This window comes from Undibacterium sp. YM2, assembly GCF_009937975.1.
GTDB lineage: Bacteria > Pseudomonadota > Gammaproteobacteria > Burkholderiales > Burkholderiaceae_D > Undibacterium.
In genome coordinates this window covers 4,346,402-4,362,348 of record NZ_AP018441.1, presented here as the reverse complement: position 1 = coordinate 4,362,348, position 15,947 = coordinate 4,346,402, and the positions used below count along the sequence as shown (strand labels likewise).

Annotated in this window: 21 protein-coding genes; 14 read left to right on the top strand and 7 right to left on the bottom strand. The window is 52.6% G+C overall.

Features of this window, described 5'->3' with window-relative positions; all coding sequences use genetic code 11:
* Window positions 1-95: 95 nt before the first annotated feature.
* Window positions 96-1,331, top strand: coding sequence for an MFS transporter (locus UNDYM_RS19685; RefSeq protein WP_162042566.1), 1,236 nt, complete (start codon window positions 96-98; stop codon window positions 1,329-1,331).
* A gap of 79 nt (window positions 1,332-1,410) precedes the next feature.
* On the opposite strand, the gene UNDYM_RS19680 is transcribed toward UNDYM_RS19685, so the two are convergent.
* Window positions 1,411-2,124, bottom strand: coding sequence for an L-2-amino-thiazoline-4-carboxylic acid hydrolase (locus UNDYM_RS19680; protein ID WP_197740925.1), 714 nt, complete (start codon window positions 2,122-2,124; stop codon window positions 1,411-1,413).
* A gap of 179 nt (window positions 2,125-2,303) precedes the next feature.
* On the opposite strand from UNDYM_RS19680, the gene UNDYM_RS19675 reads away from it, so the two are divergent.
* Window positions 2,304-2,945, top strand: a complete 642-nt coding sequence (locus tag UNDYM_RS19675; protein WP_162042565.1) for an NAD(P)H-binding protein — start codon at window positions 2,304-2,306, stop codon at window positions 2,943-2,945.
* Here UNDYM_RS19675 and UNDYM_RS19670 read toward each other — a convergent pair.
* Entirely contained in the window at window positions 2,935-3,378 is a 444-nt protein-coding gene (locus UNDYM_RS19670; RefSeq protein ID WP_162042564.1) for an ester cyclase, read from the bottom strand. The two genes, UNDYM_RS19675 and UNDYM_RS19670, sit on opposite strands and share 11 nt — an antisense overlap.
* Window positions 3,379-3,461: 83 nt before the next feature.
* On the opposite strand from UNDYM_RS19670, the gene soxR reads away from it, so the two are divergent.
* From soxR to UNDYM_RS19645, 5 genes are all read left to right on the top strand, one after another.
* Complete coding sequence (soxR, locus tag UNDYM_RS19665; RefSeq protein WP_162042563.1) at window positions 3,462-3,929, top strand: redox-sensitive transcriptional activator SoxR; 468 nt, start codon at window positions 3,462-3,464, stop codon at window positions 3,927-3,929.
* Window positions 3,930-3,976: 47 nt separating this feature from the next.
* The gene (locus UNDYM_RS19660; protein WP_162042562.1) at window positions 3,977-4,819 is read left to right on the top strand and encodes a hypothetical protein; all 843 of its coding nucleotides are present in this window, start codon (window positions 3,977-3,979) and stop codon (window positions 4,817-4,819) included.
* A 69-nt stretch (window positions 4,820-4,888) separates the two neighbouring features.
* Complete coding sequence (locus UNDYM_RS19655; protein WP_162042561.1) at window positions 4,889-5,122, top strand: hypothetical protein; 234 nt, start codon at window positions 4,889-4,891, stop codon at window positions 5,120-5,122.
* Between the two features lie 64 nt (window positions 5,123-5,186).
* The gene (locus tag UNDYM_RS19650) at window positions 5,187-5,720 is read left to right on the top strand and encodes a DUF6882 domain-containing protein (RefSeq protein ID WP_162042560.1); all 534 of its coding nucleotides are present in this window, start codon (window positions 5,187-5,189) and stop codon (window positions 5,718-5,720) included.
* A gap of 64 nt (window positions 5,721-5,784) precedes the next feature.
* Complete coding sequence (locus UNDYM_RS19645; RefSeq protein ID WP_162042559.1) at window positions 5,785-6,324, top strand: hypothetical protein; 540 nt, start codon at window positions 5,785-5,787, stop codon at window positions 6,322-6,324.
* 46 nt (window positions 6,325-6,370) lie between these two features.
* Here UNDYM_RS19645 and UNDYM_RS19640 read toward each other — a convergent pair whose 3' ends face one another.
* On the bottom strand, window positions 6,371-7,303 hold the full coding sequence (locus UNDYM_RS19640; protein ID WP_162042558.1) for a LysR family transcriptional regulator: 933 nt from the start codon (window positions 7,301-7,303) through the stop codon (window positions 6,371-6,373).
* 104 nt (window positions 7,304-7,407) lie between these two features.
* Here UNDYM_RS19640 and UNDYM_RS19635 point away from each other — a divergent pair, with 104 nt between their 5' ends.
* Genes UNDYM_RS19635 through UNDYM_RS19625 form a run of 3 tightly spaced genes read left to right on the top strand, consistent with a single transcriptional unit; the run spans window position 7,408 to window position 8,837 of the window.
* Entirely contained in the window at window positions 7,408-8,040 is a 633-nt protein-coding gene (locus UNDYM_RS19635; protein WP_162042557.1) for a chromate transporter, read from the top strand.
* On the top strand, window positions 8,033-8,566 hold the full coding sequence (locus UNDYM_RS19630) for a chromate transporter (protein ID WP_162042556.1): 534 nt from the start codon (window positions 8,033-8,035) through the stop codon (window positions 8,564-8,566). Before UNDYM_RS19635 ends, UNDYM_RS19630 begins: the two co-directional genes overlap by 8 nt.
* Before the next feature lie 16 nt (window positions 8,567-8,582).
* Complete coding sequence (locus UNDYM_RS19625) at window positions 8,583-8,837, top strand: hypothetical protein (RefSeq protein ID WP_162042555.1); 255 nt, start codon at window positions 8,583-8,585, stop codon at window positions 8,835-8,837.
* 204 nt (window positions 8,838-9,041) lie between these two features.
* On the opposite strand, the gene UNDYM_RS19620 is transcribed toward UNDYM_RS19625, so the two are convergent.
* Window positions 9,042-9,590 carry an SMI1/KNR4 family protein gene (locus tag UNDYM_RS19620; protein WP_162042554.1) on the bottom strand — a complete coding sequence of 183 codons (549 nt, stop codon included), beginning with the start codon at window positions 9,588-9,590 and terminating at the stop codon, window positions 9,042-9,044.
* A gap of 22 nt (window positions 9,591-9,612) precedes the next feature.
* Complete coding sequence (locus UNDYM_RS19615; RefSeq protein ID WP_162042553.1) at window positions 9,613-10,881, bottom strand: OmpA family protein; 1,269 nt, start codon at window positions 10,879-10,881, stop codon at window positions 9,613-9,615.
* 340 nt (window positions 10,882-11,221) lie between these two features.
* Here UNDYM_RS19615 and UNDYM_RS19610 point away from each other — a divergent pair, with 340 nt between their 5' ends.
* Both UNDYM_RS19610 and UNDYM_RS19605 read left to right on the top strand, forming a co-directional pair.
* Window positions 11,222-11,686, top strand: a complete 465-nt coding sequence (locus UNDYM_RS19610) for a VOC family protein (protein ID WP_162042552.1) — start codon at window positions 11,222-11,224, stop codon at window positions 11,684-11,686.
* 37 nt (window positions 11,687-11,723) lie between these two features.
* Complete coding sequence (locus tag UNDYM_RS19605; protein WP_162042551.1) at window positions 11,724-12,311, top strand: hypothetical protein; 588 nt, start codon at window positions 11,724-11,726, stop codon at window positions 12,309-12,311.
* A gap of 19 nt (window positions 12,312-12,330) precedes the next feature.
* On the opposite strand, the gene UNDYM_RS19600 is transcribed toward UNDYM_RS19605, so the two are convergent.
* Complete coding sequence (locus UNDYM_RS19600) at window positions 12,331-12,768, bottom strand: hypothetical protein (RefSeq protein ID WP_162042550.1); 438 nt, start codon at window positions 12,766-12,768, stop codon at window positions 12,331-12,333.
* Between the two features lie 65 nt (window positions 12,769-12,833).
* On the opposite strand from UNDYM_RS19600, the gene UNDYM_RS19595 reads away from it, so the two are divergent.
* Window positions 12,834-13,721: an alpha/beta fold hydrolase gene (locus tag UNDYM_RS19595; protein WP_162042549.1), complete on the top strand. Its 888-nt coding sequence runs from the start codon at window positions 12,834-12,836 to the stop codon at window positions 13,719-13,721.
* 31 nt (window positions 13,722-13,752) lie between these two features.
* Here UNDYM_RS19595 and UNDYM_RS19590 read toward each other — a convergent pair whose 3' ends face one another.
* Complete coding sequence (locus UNDYM_RS19590) at window positions 13,753-14,394, bottom strand: class I SAM-dependent methyltransferase (RefSeq protein WP_162042548.1); 642 nt, start codon at window positions 14,392-14,394, stop codon at window positions 13,753-13,755.
* A 146-nt stretch (window positions 14,395-14,540) separates the two neighbouring features.
* On the opposite strand from UNDYM_RS19590, the gene UNDYM_RS19585 reads away from it, so the two are divergent.
* Window positions 14,541-15,659, top strand: coding sequence for a DUF4214 domain-containing protein (locus UNDYM_RS19585; RefSeq protein ID WP_162042547.1), 1,119 nt, complete (start codon window positions 14,541-14,543; stop codon window positions 15,657-15,659).
* The last annotated feature ends 288 nt before the right edge of the window (window positions 15,660-15,947 follow it).

Below are 15,947 nucleotides of genomic sequence, written 5' to 3'. Positions count from 1 at the left end.
CTAAAAAATGTATTACTAACGCCTTAAATATATATTGGACGCTATAAAAGAGCAAATATAAGATGGCTACTCCCTGATCGTCCAGCCACACCATCATGACCGTCGCCAGCACTACCCCGCCGCCGCAAATAAACCAGCCAGCCCGCATCGTCGCAGGCACGCCAGCATTCCGGCATATCACCCGCGCCATGATCTTTGGTGGCTTTTCCACCTTTTCACTGTTGTACAGCATGCAACCGCTGATGCCTTCGCTGGCCCTGCAATTTGCGCTGACACCTGCGCAAAGCAGCTGGGTCTTGTCGATATCGACTTTATCGCTGGCTTTCTCTCTGCTCATCAGCAGCGCCATCAGTGAACGCATAGGCCGCAAGCCCATGATGGTGGCAGCGCTGGCACTGGCGGCCACTGCCACGGTGCTGTGCGCGCTGACGCAAGACTTTAGCCAGTTGTTGCTCTTGCGCGGCCTGCTGGGCTTTGCCCTTGGTGGCATGCCTGCAGTGGCAGTGGCCTATATGGGCGAAGAGATAGAGGCTGCAGCCATGGGCACGGCAGTGGGTCTGTATATCGCAGGCAGTGCCATGGGTGGCATGATAGGGCGCTTGCTGTCAGCCCTGTTGAGTGACCATTTTGGCTGGCGCACGGCGATGGCGGCGATTGGTGTTGCCGGCATCTATGCCGCGTGGGAATTCTGGCGCAGCCTGCCACTGGCGCGCAACTTCAAACCAGCAGCGCGGGTTTGGGGCAGCCTGCACCAGGGTTTGCGTCTGCATCTGTCTGATGGTGGCCTGTGCATGCTGTTTTGCCTGGCCTTCATGCTCACAGGCTGTTTTGTCAGTGTGTATAACTACATAGGCTACCGTCTGCAAGGCACACCGTTTGGCTTTAGCCAAAGTGCCGCAGGCACGATTGCCTTGCTATATGTGCTGGGCATGGGCAGCTCGGTCTGGGTAGGACGTCTGGTGGACCGTATAGGCCGCCGTGGTGTGCTGTGGATAGTCTTGCTGGTCATGATGGCGGGTTTGCTGCTGAGCCTGTCTAATTCTCTGTACATCATGATCCCTGGCATGGCCCTGTTCACCTTCGGTTTCTTTGCCTCACATTCAGTCGCCAGCAGCTGGGTCGCACGCCGTGCGCAGGCTTACAAGGCTGTCGCTTCTGCAATTTACCTGTGCTTCTATTACCTCGGTTCCAGTCTCATTGGCTCTTTCACTGGCGTGGTCTGGGCCAGCCACGGCTGGGCGGGCGTGGTCATGCTGCTGGCTGGCATACTCAGTGTAGGTCTGGCGATTACGCTGCGCTTGCGTACTTTGGTGCCTGTGGTGGCTGTCTGAGGTAGGGGGCGTCTTGACGCACCAAATCTCTCTTTAAAGTTGCCGGGTTGGTGCGTCAAGACGCACCCTACCGGAGGCTTCAGTCAGTTGTTAGCTTTGAAAAGCGGAAATCACAGTGGCTAGCACCGCCAGCCAGGGTTTGCGTTCTTTCCAGGCGTATTCCCCGCGCTGCATAGGCGACGAAATCGAGCCCGCAAATGTTTGGTAAAACTTCTTTATCGCCGTGGCTGGCGGCGAATTTGCAAAAGCCGCAGGCCTTGTAGTTGATGCCAAATTCAAACTTGTCGCCCGGGCCAGGTGCTACAAAGTCATACACAAAATCTTGTGGAAACGCTTGTTGATGTTCTTCCGTCGCGCTTTGTGCCGCCTGCTCGCGCAGCAAAGCCTGGTTTTCTGCTGACATGAATTGCTCGCCGGACGCGAGGCGCTCCGCTTCTGGCGTGCTCAGTAATTGCGCCTGGTAAGTGTCCCGCTCTATGTCACCGATGACAGGCACTGCCACATCATGCCGCCGCAGCACACGGCTGATCGCCATAAAACCCAGCAGCCGCATCAAGAAATCGCTCATGCGGCTTGCTGCGCCACCGACATACGGCATCTGCCGGAGTACGATGTTAAATTCATCCATCACCTCTTGCCTGATTGCCGCGATGTCAGACAAGTGTGCACGTTCGCGCAACATAGGTTCCGCCAGTTCAAGACGGTGGCGCATGGCTGCTTCCATGGCAGGGCGATGTGATTCGTAGAAGGGATGCATGGTGGGATGCGCAGTTGAATTAATGATCTCAGGCATTGGATATCTCCCTTTGGCAATAGATGTTACAGGCATGCTCGCTATTGACACCTGTTCAGGTCTTATGGAGTTCTGATGTACAGTGATAGGCTTGGCTTAGAATAACAGTATTCATGCAATATAGACAAAAGCCGGACATGAAATTAATTCACCAGGTGTTTTTTTAGGGAGTAGCAGACATGAGCAAGCGAGCTGTCATCATCGCCGGTGCCACTGGCATGGTGGGCAAGGAAATCCTGGCAGGCCTGCTGGCAGACGACACGGTTGCCGTGGTGTATGCCCTTGGCCGCAAGGCACCTGCCTTGCAGCATCCCAAGCTGGAAGTGCATGTTGTAGATTTCGCCAACCTGCCGCTTTTACCGCAGGCCGACGAAGTGTATCTGGCGCTGGGTACGACCATCAAGGTCGCTGGCAGCCAGGAGGCTTTTCGTGCCATAGACTACGATGCCAATCTGGCCGTTGCCAGGGCAGCGCAGGCGGCGGGCGTCAAGAAACTGGGCCTGGTCAGTGCCATGGGGGCAGATGCCAAATCCGGTGTCTTCTATAACCGCGTCAAAGGCGAGCTTGAAAATGCGCTGGAGAAAATGCCGTTTGAAGGCATGGTCTTTGCCCGACCTTCGCTACTGGTTGGCGACAGGGTAGTGCTGGGGCAGCCAGAGCGGCGCGGAGAAAAGCTGGGCCTGGCGATCAGCAAGCTAATCGGTTTTCTGATCCCTGGCAATTACCGGCCCATTGCGGCAACTGCCGTTGCCAAAGCTTTGCTGAGCCAGGTACCGCAAGCGCAAGGTAAAACTGTCTTGCTTTCTGGCGCTATGCATTAAGCTCCAATTGTTGTATCAAACCCAGCCTGTCTATCTGCACCCAGGCCTGGGCAATCTTGCCATCCTTGATCCTGTAAATCACATTACCCTGCTGCGTGACCGCCTTGCCGCTAGCTGGAAAACCTGCAAACGGCGCGCTATGTGTGGCCGTAAAACTCCATCTGACGGCAATGCGGTCTGCTGCACCAAAGATATCCTCAAGCACAAAATGCACATCAGGAAAGGCCTTGCGCAGGCCCGCGATATTGGCGGCAAATTCCGCTTGACCTTGCTCGCCACGGTTGCTGACAAAATCAGTGGCGATCATCTGTGACACAAGATCAAGATTGCCGGTATTGAAGCAGTCTTCATACAGGCGGCGTACGAGTTGCAGATTGTGATCGGTGTGATACTGTCCGGTGTGGTTCGGTTCAACTTGAATTGCTGTCGTCATCTTTATTTCTCCAAATGTTAGCTTGAAACCAGGCGAAGAGTAGTGTAAAACCTCAACTTAACTTGAGGTCAAGGAGAATTTGCATGGCAAAAATCAATCCGCAAGATATAGGCAAACCGCTGGCTGTCGGTGAGGTGGCGGCACGCAGTGGCGTCGCGGTGTCAGCCATCCATTTCTATGAAGCCAGGGGGCTCATACACAGCCAGCGCAATGAAGGCAACCAGCGCCGTTATGCGCGCGATGTGTTGCGCCGCATCGCTGTCATCAAGGTGGCGCAGCGCCTGGGTATTTCGCTTGCATCCATACAAACCGCCCTGGCAGAATTGCCTGAAGGCCGCACACCCACCGTGGCCGACTGGGCCAGATTGTCAAAACGCTGGAAGGCAGAACTCGATGAACGCATCCATCAGCTCATGGAATTGCGTGAGCAACTGGGTGACTGCATAGGCTGCGGCTGCCTGTCTATCAAGGCCTGCAAGTTGCGTAACCCGCTGGATACCTTGTCAAAAGAGGGGGCAGGGGCGAGGTTGCTGGGGATGGAATCGTCATGAAGACGGTGACATAAATAAAGAGTAAATAAAGAGAATGAAATACATCAATGACAAAAAATGAAGAACAAAAAAATGATGCTGTGCTAAGCGGCAAGATCACCCCCGCCGACATCAAAAACCTGCGTGCCAAAGGGGCGATACATGAACTCCAGCTCGCCAAAATGCCCACGCTGACCGACAAACTGGCGGAGGCTCTGCCAACATTGGAATCAGTGGAAAAGCTCTGGTTGTGGTGCGATGTCACACGCAAGGCCATGCGCCATGTCATCAACACCCCGGGTTTGCGGGTGTTGGACATACTCAATATCAAGGGGCCGGACAGGATGGACAGCTTTGCCACAGCCCCTGATCTGGAGATTGTGCGGGCGAATCTTGGCATGTCTGAGAACGACGTAGCAAGCATCCTGCAGGCACCAGCACTCAAAGAGCTGGGCATGCAGAGCGCAGATCTGTCGCCACGCCTGATTGCTGCGATGCTGGCCCACCCGCATCTGCTTGCGCTGGATATGGAACGAACAGCATTTAATGATGCCATGGCCGCGAGCCTGAGCGCCAGCAAGCAGATTCACACGCTGGATCTCGGCAATACAAAAATCACAGGTAAGGGGCTCGTCCACCTGTGCCGCATGACGCAGCTCAGGTCGCTGGATTTATGGGCAACGAAAATCGAGTTTGATGATCTTGATCTACTCGCACAACTGCCACACCTGGAGTACCTGTCACTGGGCAATTTTGATGATGCGCCAGGTTTTGACGCAGCTGAACTGATACCCAAACTGGAGGCGCTAGTCTCATTGAAGAATATCTGGCTTGATGGTATTCATTTCAATGAGCAGCAGGCTGCACATTTGCGTAAGCGCATAGCGCGGGTGAATATCACTTCAGTTTAATGCCGAATGCCATTTGTTTTTGACGGTTTCCGTGATACATTGAAGTATTAAAATAGCATCAGGATAGTCATGCATAATCTTGGCGTTTGCACGCTGTTATCTGGGATGACCATCGCTTTTCTTGCCCAGCTTTACCTTAGCTTGATGTTGTTCAAGTTTGATGCAGGCAAGGCTTTTGTGGCCTTGTTCATTCCGGGTTATGTTTTTTTACTGGCGAAGCGGCATGGCCTGTTTAGCCATTTTCTCAAATTTTATATTCTGGGCCTGGTGCTATTGGTTATTGGTGGCGTCATCCTGAGTTAATTTCTGTTGATTGTGAGAGCGAAAGATGGGGCATGGCTGCAAATCATCTGAAAATGCATACAGCATGCCCGCCCTCTCCCTGATATCGCTGATCAGTATTGTGTTAATGCTTTTGACTGGCAACGCCCAAGCCCGCCAGCAAGGCTGGGAGCAAGTCCTGAGCGCCAGCGCCGACTATTCAGCAGCCACCCAAAAAGCGCTTGACGACGATTACCTGGTTTCCAGCTATGAATATTGGGATCTTGATCAGGTAGCCGGTGAGCTCACATTCTCAGATGGAGGTGTGGTCAAGCTCAGTGCCAGAATCGAGTTTGTCGGTTCTTATTCTGATCGCAGCAAGACCTGGCTATGGAGCTGGGGTAATTCCACCATCACCCCGGCCTTGTACAAACGCATGGATGTGCTCAGGAGCCTGGGTGCAAAGCACCAGTTCAACAAGCTGACGCAACGCAGCTGGCCTGCGCAATTGTCAGATGGATGGGAAATGGCGACCGTGGCCAATTATCTGCTCAAGACCAAAGGTATTTACCGCGTGCCGTTTGAGACTGGCTTTGTGTTTTTGCTTATTACTGATATCAGGAAAGTGCAGCCGGATTAAACGCTGTCTGCATGATATAGTCCGGTTTTTACAGTAAATTTGTATGATTGCGAGTAATTGATTCATGCGTGCGATTAATTTTTTGATGGCTGTGGTGTTTGTGCTGGCGGGTTTGCCAGGATTGCTTTTCAGCTTGTATCTTGCCCTGGTGCCGAGTGAACAACACAAGGCCTTGAATGGCAGTTATGAAACTGAAATTGCCGATGCCAAAGAGTATGTACAGCGCTTTCGGGAACAGCATGCGCGCATGCCGACTGCTCAAGACTTTGATGACTGGGCACGTGTCAGGCCAGACCTGCAAGGCATAGGTTTTTCATATAAGGCAGCGCCGTTTTCCGATGAATTGATCAGCGAATTTGGCAAGCCACCTGTAGATGCGTATGTCTTTGAGTTTTTTCGTGGCGGTTCCCCTGTCTATTATCCATCCTGGTCAAGCAAGGTTAATTCTGTGTATATCGCTGACGAGACATGGTGGTCATATGGCAGTCGCTGGGCAGATCTGGCCCACGCTTCAGTCTGGTGGTTGCTGCCATTTTTTCTGGCGGGACTATGCATGATGGGATACAGGGATGAAACTGAAGCTGTCTTGAAAAAATCAACCTGACGACACAGCCTGCATGCCTGTGACCATGCCACGCTTCCTCGCTCCTTTATTTAACCACCCGGCTATCCCTGATCATGTCATATAACAACTGCGCCGCTGGTGACAGCCGGGCGGCCTTGCGGGCCACCAGCACCAGGGTTCTGGAAATGACAGGGTCTTGCAGCCTGATCACGCGCAGGCGCGGGTAGTTGGCTTTTTGCATGGCGAGATTGGGCACGATGGCGGCAGCAATACCTGCATCGACCAGGCCCAGTGCGGTGGAGTTGCGCTGTACCTCATAATGTATCTGCAGGCTTAAACCAGCCTGCCCATCTTGTGCACCCCGGCCACCATGCATATTCTCTGCGCCCAGGTAACCATCTAGCAGGGCGCGGTTGCCGCTGGCCTGTCCGGCAAAAATCAACGGGTAGGGCTGCAATTGTGCCCAGGTCAGGCTCTTGCGCCTGGCCAGTGCATGATCATCACGGCAGACCAGCACGAAGCGGTCTTCCAGCAAAGGCGTGGTACTCAGTTCAGGATGGTTAGGGCCCGCCAGGTTGATGCCAAATTCAGCCTCGCGCCGTAGCACGGCCTCTGCCACGCCGACTGATGCATGGTCGAGTATCTTGATACGGTTGTCCGGGAAGAGTGCAGAATATTCGCGGATGACTTGCGGCAGGTAACGCACGCCCGCTGTTGGTATGCAGGCTATCGAGACATCACCGCGCAACGCCTTGCCGGTTTCGCGTATCTCGGTCAGGGCGGCAGACAGCTCTTGCAACAAACGTCTGGCTTGCGGCAAAAAGTCTTGCCCGGTCCTGGTCAGGGCGATGGAGCGGGTGGTTCTTTCGAGCAAGGTCACGCCCAAAAAAATCTCCAGATTGCGCAGCCTTTGCGTTACCGCCGTCTGCGTAACAAACAGCACATCAGCCGCCTTGTTAAAACTGCCATGGTCGGCGATGGCGACAAAAGCCTGTACACCGAGGATATCGATTTTCATAAGGAAAATGAATCAATCGTCTAAATAAATTCATTGTACTTTTAATTGCCCAGGTAAGAAGATGTTCATGCAGAAAATATTTCTTACCGATTAGATGGTGCCCCATGCTGAATCCGCCTGTATCAACTCTGGTTGCCAATGATGCTGCCAGCATCTCCGCCTGGCGCCTGTTCCTGGCGTTTTCAAAAATAGCGATGACAGGTTTTGGTGGCGTCATGCCCTTTGCCTACCGGGCATTGGTCGAGCAATACCGCTGGCTTACAGCCGAAGAATTCGCCCGCTACCTGGCCCTGAGCCAGGTCTTGCCCGGCCCCACGATATGCAATGTCGCCCTGATGATAGGCAAGCGCTATGCCGGTATCCCAGGTGCACTGGCAGCGATGGCGGGCCTGATCATTGCCCCTTTTTTGCTGGTGATCGCCCTCGGCGTTGCCTACCAGCGTTTTGGCAAACTGGCCGTGGTGCAGGATGCATTGACAGGCATGACAGCCGTGGCAGCGGGCCTGGTGCTGTCAACAGCAATCAAGATGGCAATGTCCCTGTTTGGAAAAAATGCCCAGAGTGCAGAGCCAGACAAAAACAGGCTGTTCAACAGCAGGATCAGTTTGCAGGCGGCATTGATGGCGTTGGCCTTTGCCGGGCTGGCTCTGCTCAAGTTTCGCCTGATTATTGTTTTCGTATTGCTGGCCTTGCCAGGCAGCGTGGCTGCTTATTTTCTGAAAGAAAAAAATGAATGACGAATCCCCCATGCTGGACCTGTGCCTGCATCTGTCCATCCTGTCAATGATGGCAGTTGGCGGCGGGCTGGTGATGATGGCACCCGACATCAGCCATTTTGTCGTTACAGAAAAACATTGGGTCACCAGCGCCCAGTTCGCCTCAGCCTATGCCATCGCCCAGGCAGCACCCGGCCCCAATCTATTGTTCATCTCTCTGGTTGGCTGGCTCATCGCTGGCTGGACAGGCGCGATACTGACAACGCTCGCAGTCATCATCCCTTCGACAATATTGACGCTGTCCGTCATCAGCCTGAATACCTCCAACTATAACCAGCGCCTGACCGCTGCCGTACGCGATACCTTTGCCCCTATCTCGATAGGCTTCTTGCTGGCCACCGCCTGCCTGTTCACACAACTCGACACCGCAAGCTGGCGCACCGACATGATTACCGTATTGACAGCCATCATTGTCGTGCGCAGTAAACTGAACCCAGTCATCCTGATCGCCGCCGGGGCAGGCGCCGGGATGTTGCATTTGATCTGAAATCAGGAGAAATATCATGTCCGACGCGCACACCAGCCTTACTCTCCAAATGCTGGAATGGATACAGCAGCGACCTCACAGTTATACTGAAGTCATTGAGGCCTGGCACAGTACATGTCCAAGATTATGTATCTGGGAAGATGCCTGTGCAGAAGGATTGATCAGTTGCGAAGGCGGCGTGAACGGGCTGGTGACATTGTCGCAAAAAGGCGGCGCGATGCTAATGTCTGCAAGCAGAGAAAGGTGTGTAGGTACGATTAGCAAAGCGTAATCGTACGCATGTCAGCTACGGATTCAGATTTTTTGGATTTGTTTATTCTCGCAAAAACATATTTTAAACGCATCGTTTCCCAGTAGATGAAGGCTTTGCAATCAGGTGCATTTTTGTTGCTGTAAGGATTGGCATGCGTACGATTACGCTGCGCTAATCGTACCTACGCGGAATACGTTGACTTATTCATCAGAATCATCTGCGTCAGGACGCATCCGGCAAATTCTTGGCGCACAAAGCAAGAAATTCTACATAGTTCTTTGCAACTACTGAAACAGAATTGCCTTCCCAATTGACAGAAATAATCTGGCCCATTTCTCCACCAACATCTGGGTCGAAATCAAAACAAGTGTTGGACCAGTCGGTTTCATGAAATGGAATCCAGCCATCTGACCACAAATCACTTTTTACACTGCCTGACGTAATGAGTGGACTATTGTCCACTTCGCCATTGCGGATATTGGCATCGATCAAATCTTTGGCGATGCCTCTCATCTCATGCAGGGTGCTTAAAACTGATTTTGCGTCAAACAGGCATCCGTCACAAAATTTAGTTGTCCAGCAAACGGTGCCGTTATGTCGTCTTAAACTGTCTAAAAACTCTATAGGCAGTCTGCCACCCAATTGTGTATTCAGATCATCAATCTCATGATCTGATGCCGCGTCATTCAGGTACGATCCCAAATCCGTATTTTTATGGATATCGTTCCATGCTTCTATTTCTTGCCATATTTTTTCTAGCTGCTTAGTCATGTTGGTTTTTTTTAAAGTTTTTCTATTTCGGTTTATTGCAGCTCAACTTCGCCAGCTCCACCCTGCGATTACGTGCACGGCCTGCGTCTGTGTTGTTGTCTGCAACAGGCCGTGACTTGCCATAGCCTTTGGAAGTCAGACGTGTAGCATCGATACCATGCTGCACCAGCCAGTTGCGCACACTCGCGGCGCGGGCGTCGGAGAGTTTGAGGTTGTAGTCGTCGCCGCCGACATTGTCGGTATGGCCTTCGACCTCGGCCTTGATGCTGGCGTCGGTTTTGAGCAGGGCTGCGACCTTGCCCAGCACGCTGTCGGACTCAGGCTTGAGTGTGGCCTTGTTGAAGTCAAAGAACACGCCATACAGGGGCACACGGCAATCTTTGGCGAATGCGCTGGCGAGATCGGCCTTGCCCACGTCAGTGGTGCTGATCGAGAGTGAGGCAGTAAATTCGTAATTGATGCGTGCCCAGATGTCGCGCCCATCCTGGGTATAGTGCGCCACCAGCATGCCATAGTCGCGTGCCGCAGCGGCACTGGCAGGGAAGATCACAGTCCAGCCAGCCTTGATCAAAGCTTCTCGGTATTCGCCAATGAATTGCAGCTTGGACAGGGTAGTCGGGCCCTGGTAGTTGCGTATCTCTACCGCTTGCCCTACCAGTTGCGCCTCCTGGCTCTTGCCGGGTTCGGCAACATCAAGTGGTTCATTGCCATGGCCTTCGCCTGTGCGTTTGGAACCGGGCCAGGGCGGCAGGTAGGGGATGTCATCCTTGGCACTGAATTTCTCGGGCTGCTTTGCTGGCCTGGGTATGGTGAATGCCGTGCCTGCATCGGCAGACTCAATCAGTTCCACCCAAACCTGCGCTTGCGGCGCATCCATCTTGACCTCGGCCCAGGCCTGCTTGCCACCTGCCTGATAACGCATGGTCCAGCGCGCCTTGTTGTCGTCTGTACGCACGGTCTGCCAGCCAGCTTTGCTAAGTACCGCCTGCATGGCGTTATGGATGCGCAGCTCGCTGCCGTTGTAATAACCGAGTGCAGGCTCACCAGCAGCAGGCTTGTAAGTCATCCAGCGCGCAAAGCGCTTGCCTTTGAACAGCTTGCTGGTACCCGCAGCATCGACCACAAACTCAGCCTCGGCGACATTCTCTGCCTGCAATGCCTGATCAGGATTGAGGATGATTTGTGGTGGCAGCTTCAGATAATCAGGAAAGCCCAGGTCAGCCCAGGCTGGTGATGTCAGTGTGCAGGCCAAGGCCAGCAACAGGAGTTGAGACTTGGAAAACCATCGCATATTGATTTCCGTTTGGTGAGCGTTGATAGTCAGTGTCAAGCCTCAGCATATTAACCCTGTCATGTCGTGGTGATCAAGTGGCATACCGGCATCCTCATGCGGGTTTCCGGTGCGGGGCAACTGATCGTCATGCGTGCGGTGAGTTTAGTCCTTAATTTACCCGCTAATTTACCCAGCTATGCAAATCATTGATAAAATGAAAATACCCAAGATGCTGACATTCCGGCTTCTGAGGCGGCAATTGTCTCTGCATGCCTGCAGTTCACGGCACATCATGATGAACTGATTTGTTGTTGAAGGCAGTCTTCTCTTACCTTGCACCTTAGATGGGTACATCCTCATGTCAAATATTGCTATACCGGCTGCTTATCGTGGCGCCACACCTTATCTCATCATCAAGAGCGCTGCTGCTGCGCTTGAATTTTATGCGGCTGCATTTGCTGCCAATGAACTGGTACGCCTGGACGATGGCAACGGCAAGATCATGCATGCAGAAATCAGCATAGGCGATGCGCGGTTGATGCTGGCAGACGAGTTCCCGGACATGGGCTACCGCGGCCCGCAGTCGCTGGGTGGGTCGTCAGTATCCATACACTTGTATGTTGATGATGTAGACGCTGTATTTGGCCGTGCCGTAGAGCTGGGGGCAAAGGCTGCGATGCCTGTTGCTGATCAGTTTGACGGCGACAGGCGCGGTACCCTGATCGATCCATTTGGCCATGTCTGGTTGCTGGCAAGTCGCAAGGAAGATGTTTCTTATGACGAGTTGCGTGCCAGGTTTGCAAAGATGATGGTGCAGGGTTAATTGTCTGTCGATATCGTATCTGCACGGATTACCCTTGATGACACTGCTTACTGAAAAAAGACCTTTACCAAAGTCTCCGTTCATTTTTGCCGCTGCCGTATTGGGTTTCTCGGCACTGTACGTACAAATGCATCTGGCTATTTTTCTTTTGGTATTGATGCTGATGTTTGTTCTGGGGCTGTATGCCAGTTACCGCGCCTTGAAGTTTTTCCGGCATTCTTTCGATGGCCCGCTGGCGGGTTGGTCATGGGCATTGATTGCGCTGCTCACAGTATGCTGGGCTGCCTGGTTTTATGTGCCCACAACTTCTTTGGCAGAGCATGTTGATGCCTGGATTTTTCAAGGGCATTATGAAAAGGAAGTTGCTGTACTCAGTAGTAATTTGCCAGGGAATTGCAAGAAAACAGATGACTGTTACGCCGACGATGGCAAGCCGGTGTATGTGTATTTTCCCTATGCCTTGCATGTGCCGTTTTCAGAGCATCACGGCATCCTGTATATAGCAGACCCTGCACAGATGCCAGAACAGGCGCGGCTGGATAAAATTGGCGGCATGATGAAGTGCCAGGATCAGCCTTTGCTCAAGCATTTTTATGCTTGTTTTATCACTGGGTATGCAGGTTAGGGGCAATCATTATCAGAACTTAAGCGGGCAAGCCACTCACCAGAAAAACATGCGCTTCGGTCTGGAAATCCACTTTCTTGCCAAGATAAGCAATGCTGAGCAGATGCAGTTCGTCTTTGAGCGCATTGGCATCGGTATAGTTGCTGGCTAAAAAGCGCTGGTAGTCCGCTTTGTTTTTCAGGCACAGGCTGATGGCCTGTACATAAAAATCATGGGCGACGTGGGCATTGGCGGCGATCAGCATGTCTTCAATCTGTGCCAGTAAATGCCCGTTCATATTGTAGAGAAACTGGGCAAAGCCGCCCTGGCGCACATCATGGTCGAAGCGTGCTGCCAGCAAATAGGGCAGGTGCGGGGCATCGGTGCTGGCTAAGGTTTGCCAGTCGCCCGTGTTGCTCATTGCCAGCCATTGACTGAGCTGGCTGGCGATAGCGTTTTGTAGATTGCTTGCGGACATGAGTGGTTTTAAAAAATGAATGCAGACTGTAGTATGCTAGCAGAATATTAACCAAGGAATTGTTTATGATACTTCGCCGTCACCTGCTCAAGACCGCTCTGGCATTTAGTTGCGCAGTCCTTAGCCCTGTCGCTGCCTGGGCTGCAGCTTTCAGTTCTGACCGTATCAGTGTCAGGGTAGAAGGCGAGGGCAGGGATGTGATCCTGGTGCCTGGCCTGAGTTCTTCGCCTAGAGTGTGGGCCGAGATGGTCAAGGCAGTGCCTGGCTACCGGTATCATCTGGTGCAGGTATCGGGCTTTGCTGGGCAGGCAGTTGGTGGCAATACCGAAGGGGCGGTGGCGGCACCAGTGGCAGAAGAAATTGCGCGTTATATTGCGCAGCAAAATATCAATAAACCGGTGTTGATCGGGCATTCCATGGGGGGCACGATAGGCATGATGGTGGCGGCGCGGCATCCGCAATCCATCAGCAAGCTGATGATCGTCGATATGTTCCCTTTCCTCGGTGTGATGTTTGGCCCGCCGGGCACGACACCGCAAAGTATTAAACCGATGGCAGACGATATGCTGGCCAAGATGCGTGCAGCCGCACCAGAAGCGCGGGCGCAAAGAACCACGGCAACCATCAACAGCATGATCAATAACACCGCCATGCGTCCTGCTGGGCTGGATGACGCACTCAAGAGTGACCAGGACGTTGCTTCCCGCGCCTATCATGAATTAATCACGACGGACCTGACACCTGAGCTGAAAAACATTGCCGTGCCGACCTCGGTCTTGTATGTGGTGCCAAATGGTGCGCCGGTGACGCCAGAGCAGATGGATGGTTTTTACAAGATGGCTTATGCCACCGTCAAAGATGTGCAGCTCAAGCGCATCCCTGCCAGTGCCCACTTCATCATGTGGGACCAGCCTGAGCAATTTCAGGCTGAGGTCAAAAACTTTTTGAAATAAGCTGTATCACTAAATTACTAAAGCACAGTCACTAAGCAGCACGCAGGCGGGCCAGGATAAATAAATCCGTGCTCGCCATGCTGCTTTGTGCAGGCCCGGGTTTGCGTTTGATATCGATGATGTCAAAGCCGTACCTTGCCAGCGCAGTGCGCAAGTGAGCTTCATCATGATAGTGGATATAGACCTGGTCACCGGTACTTGATGTTTGCCAGCCTGAGCGTGTTTCATCTGCTTCCATCGCGCTCAGGTAAAGCAGGCCACCGGGATTAAGCACTGCAACGGCATCAGCAATGAGTATGGCTGCTTCAGCACGCGATAAATAGGGCAGACCAAAGGCGCAGACCAGCGCATCAAAATTTTTCCCTTGCCCGCCTACATCACGGCAATCCATGACGGCAAATTGTGCTTTGGGATTATTGCTGCGCGCCAGTTCCACCATTTGCGGTGCGAGGTCAGTTGCTATTATCTGTAAATCAGGCAGGCGTGCCAGCAGGGCACGTGTCACATTGCCTGGCCCGCAAGCCAGTTCCAATACACGCGCATTGCTGGAAACCAAATTCTTGCAAAACAGCGCATAGGTATCGTCATAATCTTCCAGGTTCATATACTTGTCCTGGTAGCGCTGTGCCAGTTTATTGAAAGTGGCGACGGTGATTTCTGTAGGGTTCTTCATGCGCAAGTTTCCATGCCTGGTTTATTCATGCTTAAACTTTTTTGACATTCCTGTCATCCGATGATGCCGTTATTGCGTTAAAGCTGCAAGAGTCAAGCGCGTTTTTGCGTATGTTGCGTATGTCCAGAAAGAGTAAGGAGTGAAAGATGGCCTATGTTTATGGTGATGATGGTGTCTATGATGAGAGAACCAAGGGTTATGATTCCAGTTCTCTGAGCGCCAATTTCCAGGTTAACCTGGGCAAGGTGTCGTTTGGCAAATTGTCCGCCACTGACCTCACAGACTGGTACCAGCTCAACCTCGATGGCCCTGGTACCTATACCCTGGTGGTCTCTACCGACATCGTGAATAACTATAGTGCGACCAATGAATGGCGCGAAACCTATAGCGGCATAGAAGTCAAGATTACCGACAGCGCAGGCAACCCGCTGGCCGGTCTTGACACCAGCTATGCCAGCCTGACGACAGATGGCAGCATCGTCTTCAATTACACAGGCGGATATTCACACGGTGATTTTTTTGTGCGCGTCAGCAACCTGTCGTATGCGGCTACCGACTATATACTCGGCCTGAACCTCTCTGTACCCGGCAAGAATATCTATGGCACCAGCGGCAATGATTATCTGCAGGGTACAAATGGTGACGACAATATCACCGCAGGCGCTGGCAATGACACCATCATCAGCAGTGCAGGCAATGATGTGATAGACGGCGGCGCCGGCCTCGACTTTTTGGTGTTGGCGGGCAAGCTCGGTGATTATGCCATCAATGGCACGACCACCAGCTTTACCGTCAAAGATACGGTAGGCAAGGATGGCACGGATGCAGTCGCACAAGTAGAACGCCTGATCTTTACTGATGCAGCACTGGCCTTTGATATCAACGGCGCAGCCGGGCAGGCGTATCGCCTTTACCAGGCCGCATTTGGCCGCAAGCCTGATCTGGCAGGTCTTGGTTACTGGATAGACAGGATGGATCACGGCGTCAGCCTCACGCAAGTTGCCGCAGGATTTTTTCAGTCTGCAGAGTTCCAGAAACTGTATGGCAGCTTCCCCAGCACAACGACACTGATCAATAATTTTTACCAGAATGTGCTGCACCGCGCACCTGACCAGGCCGGTTTTGATTACTGGTCGAACCAGCTCAACAAGGGCATGATTTCACCCGCAGGCGCGCTCGCCAGTTTTTGCGAGAGCGCAGAAAACCAGGCGCAGGTCATAGGGCAGATACAGAATGGTGTGGTGTATACCGAATGGCTGGGTTAGTTGATCGATTAGCCTGGAGTCTCCGCTTGATAGATCAAGCGGAGGCCGTGTGTAGTGAACAATGAAATGGGGCGGCTGCTATGCAGCCCTTTTTTTTTGCCCTAACGCAAAGCTTTGGCGAGGTCAACCCGTCAAGGACGCAAGCCTTGTTAGTGTGATATTTGTCCCTCTTGCTTGCGAGGATAGACGAGGCGCTAGAAAAATTACTGGTGCAATTAAATAATTGTTACAATTCTCGTCCTTTTTTGCCTATGTTCGCAGGTATCAGGAAAACTTCAATCCACTATC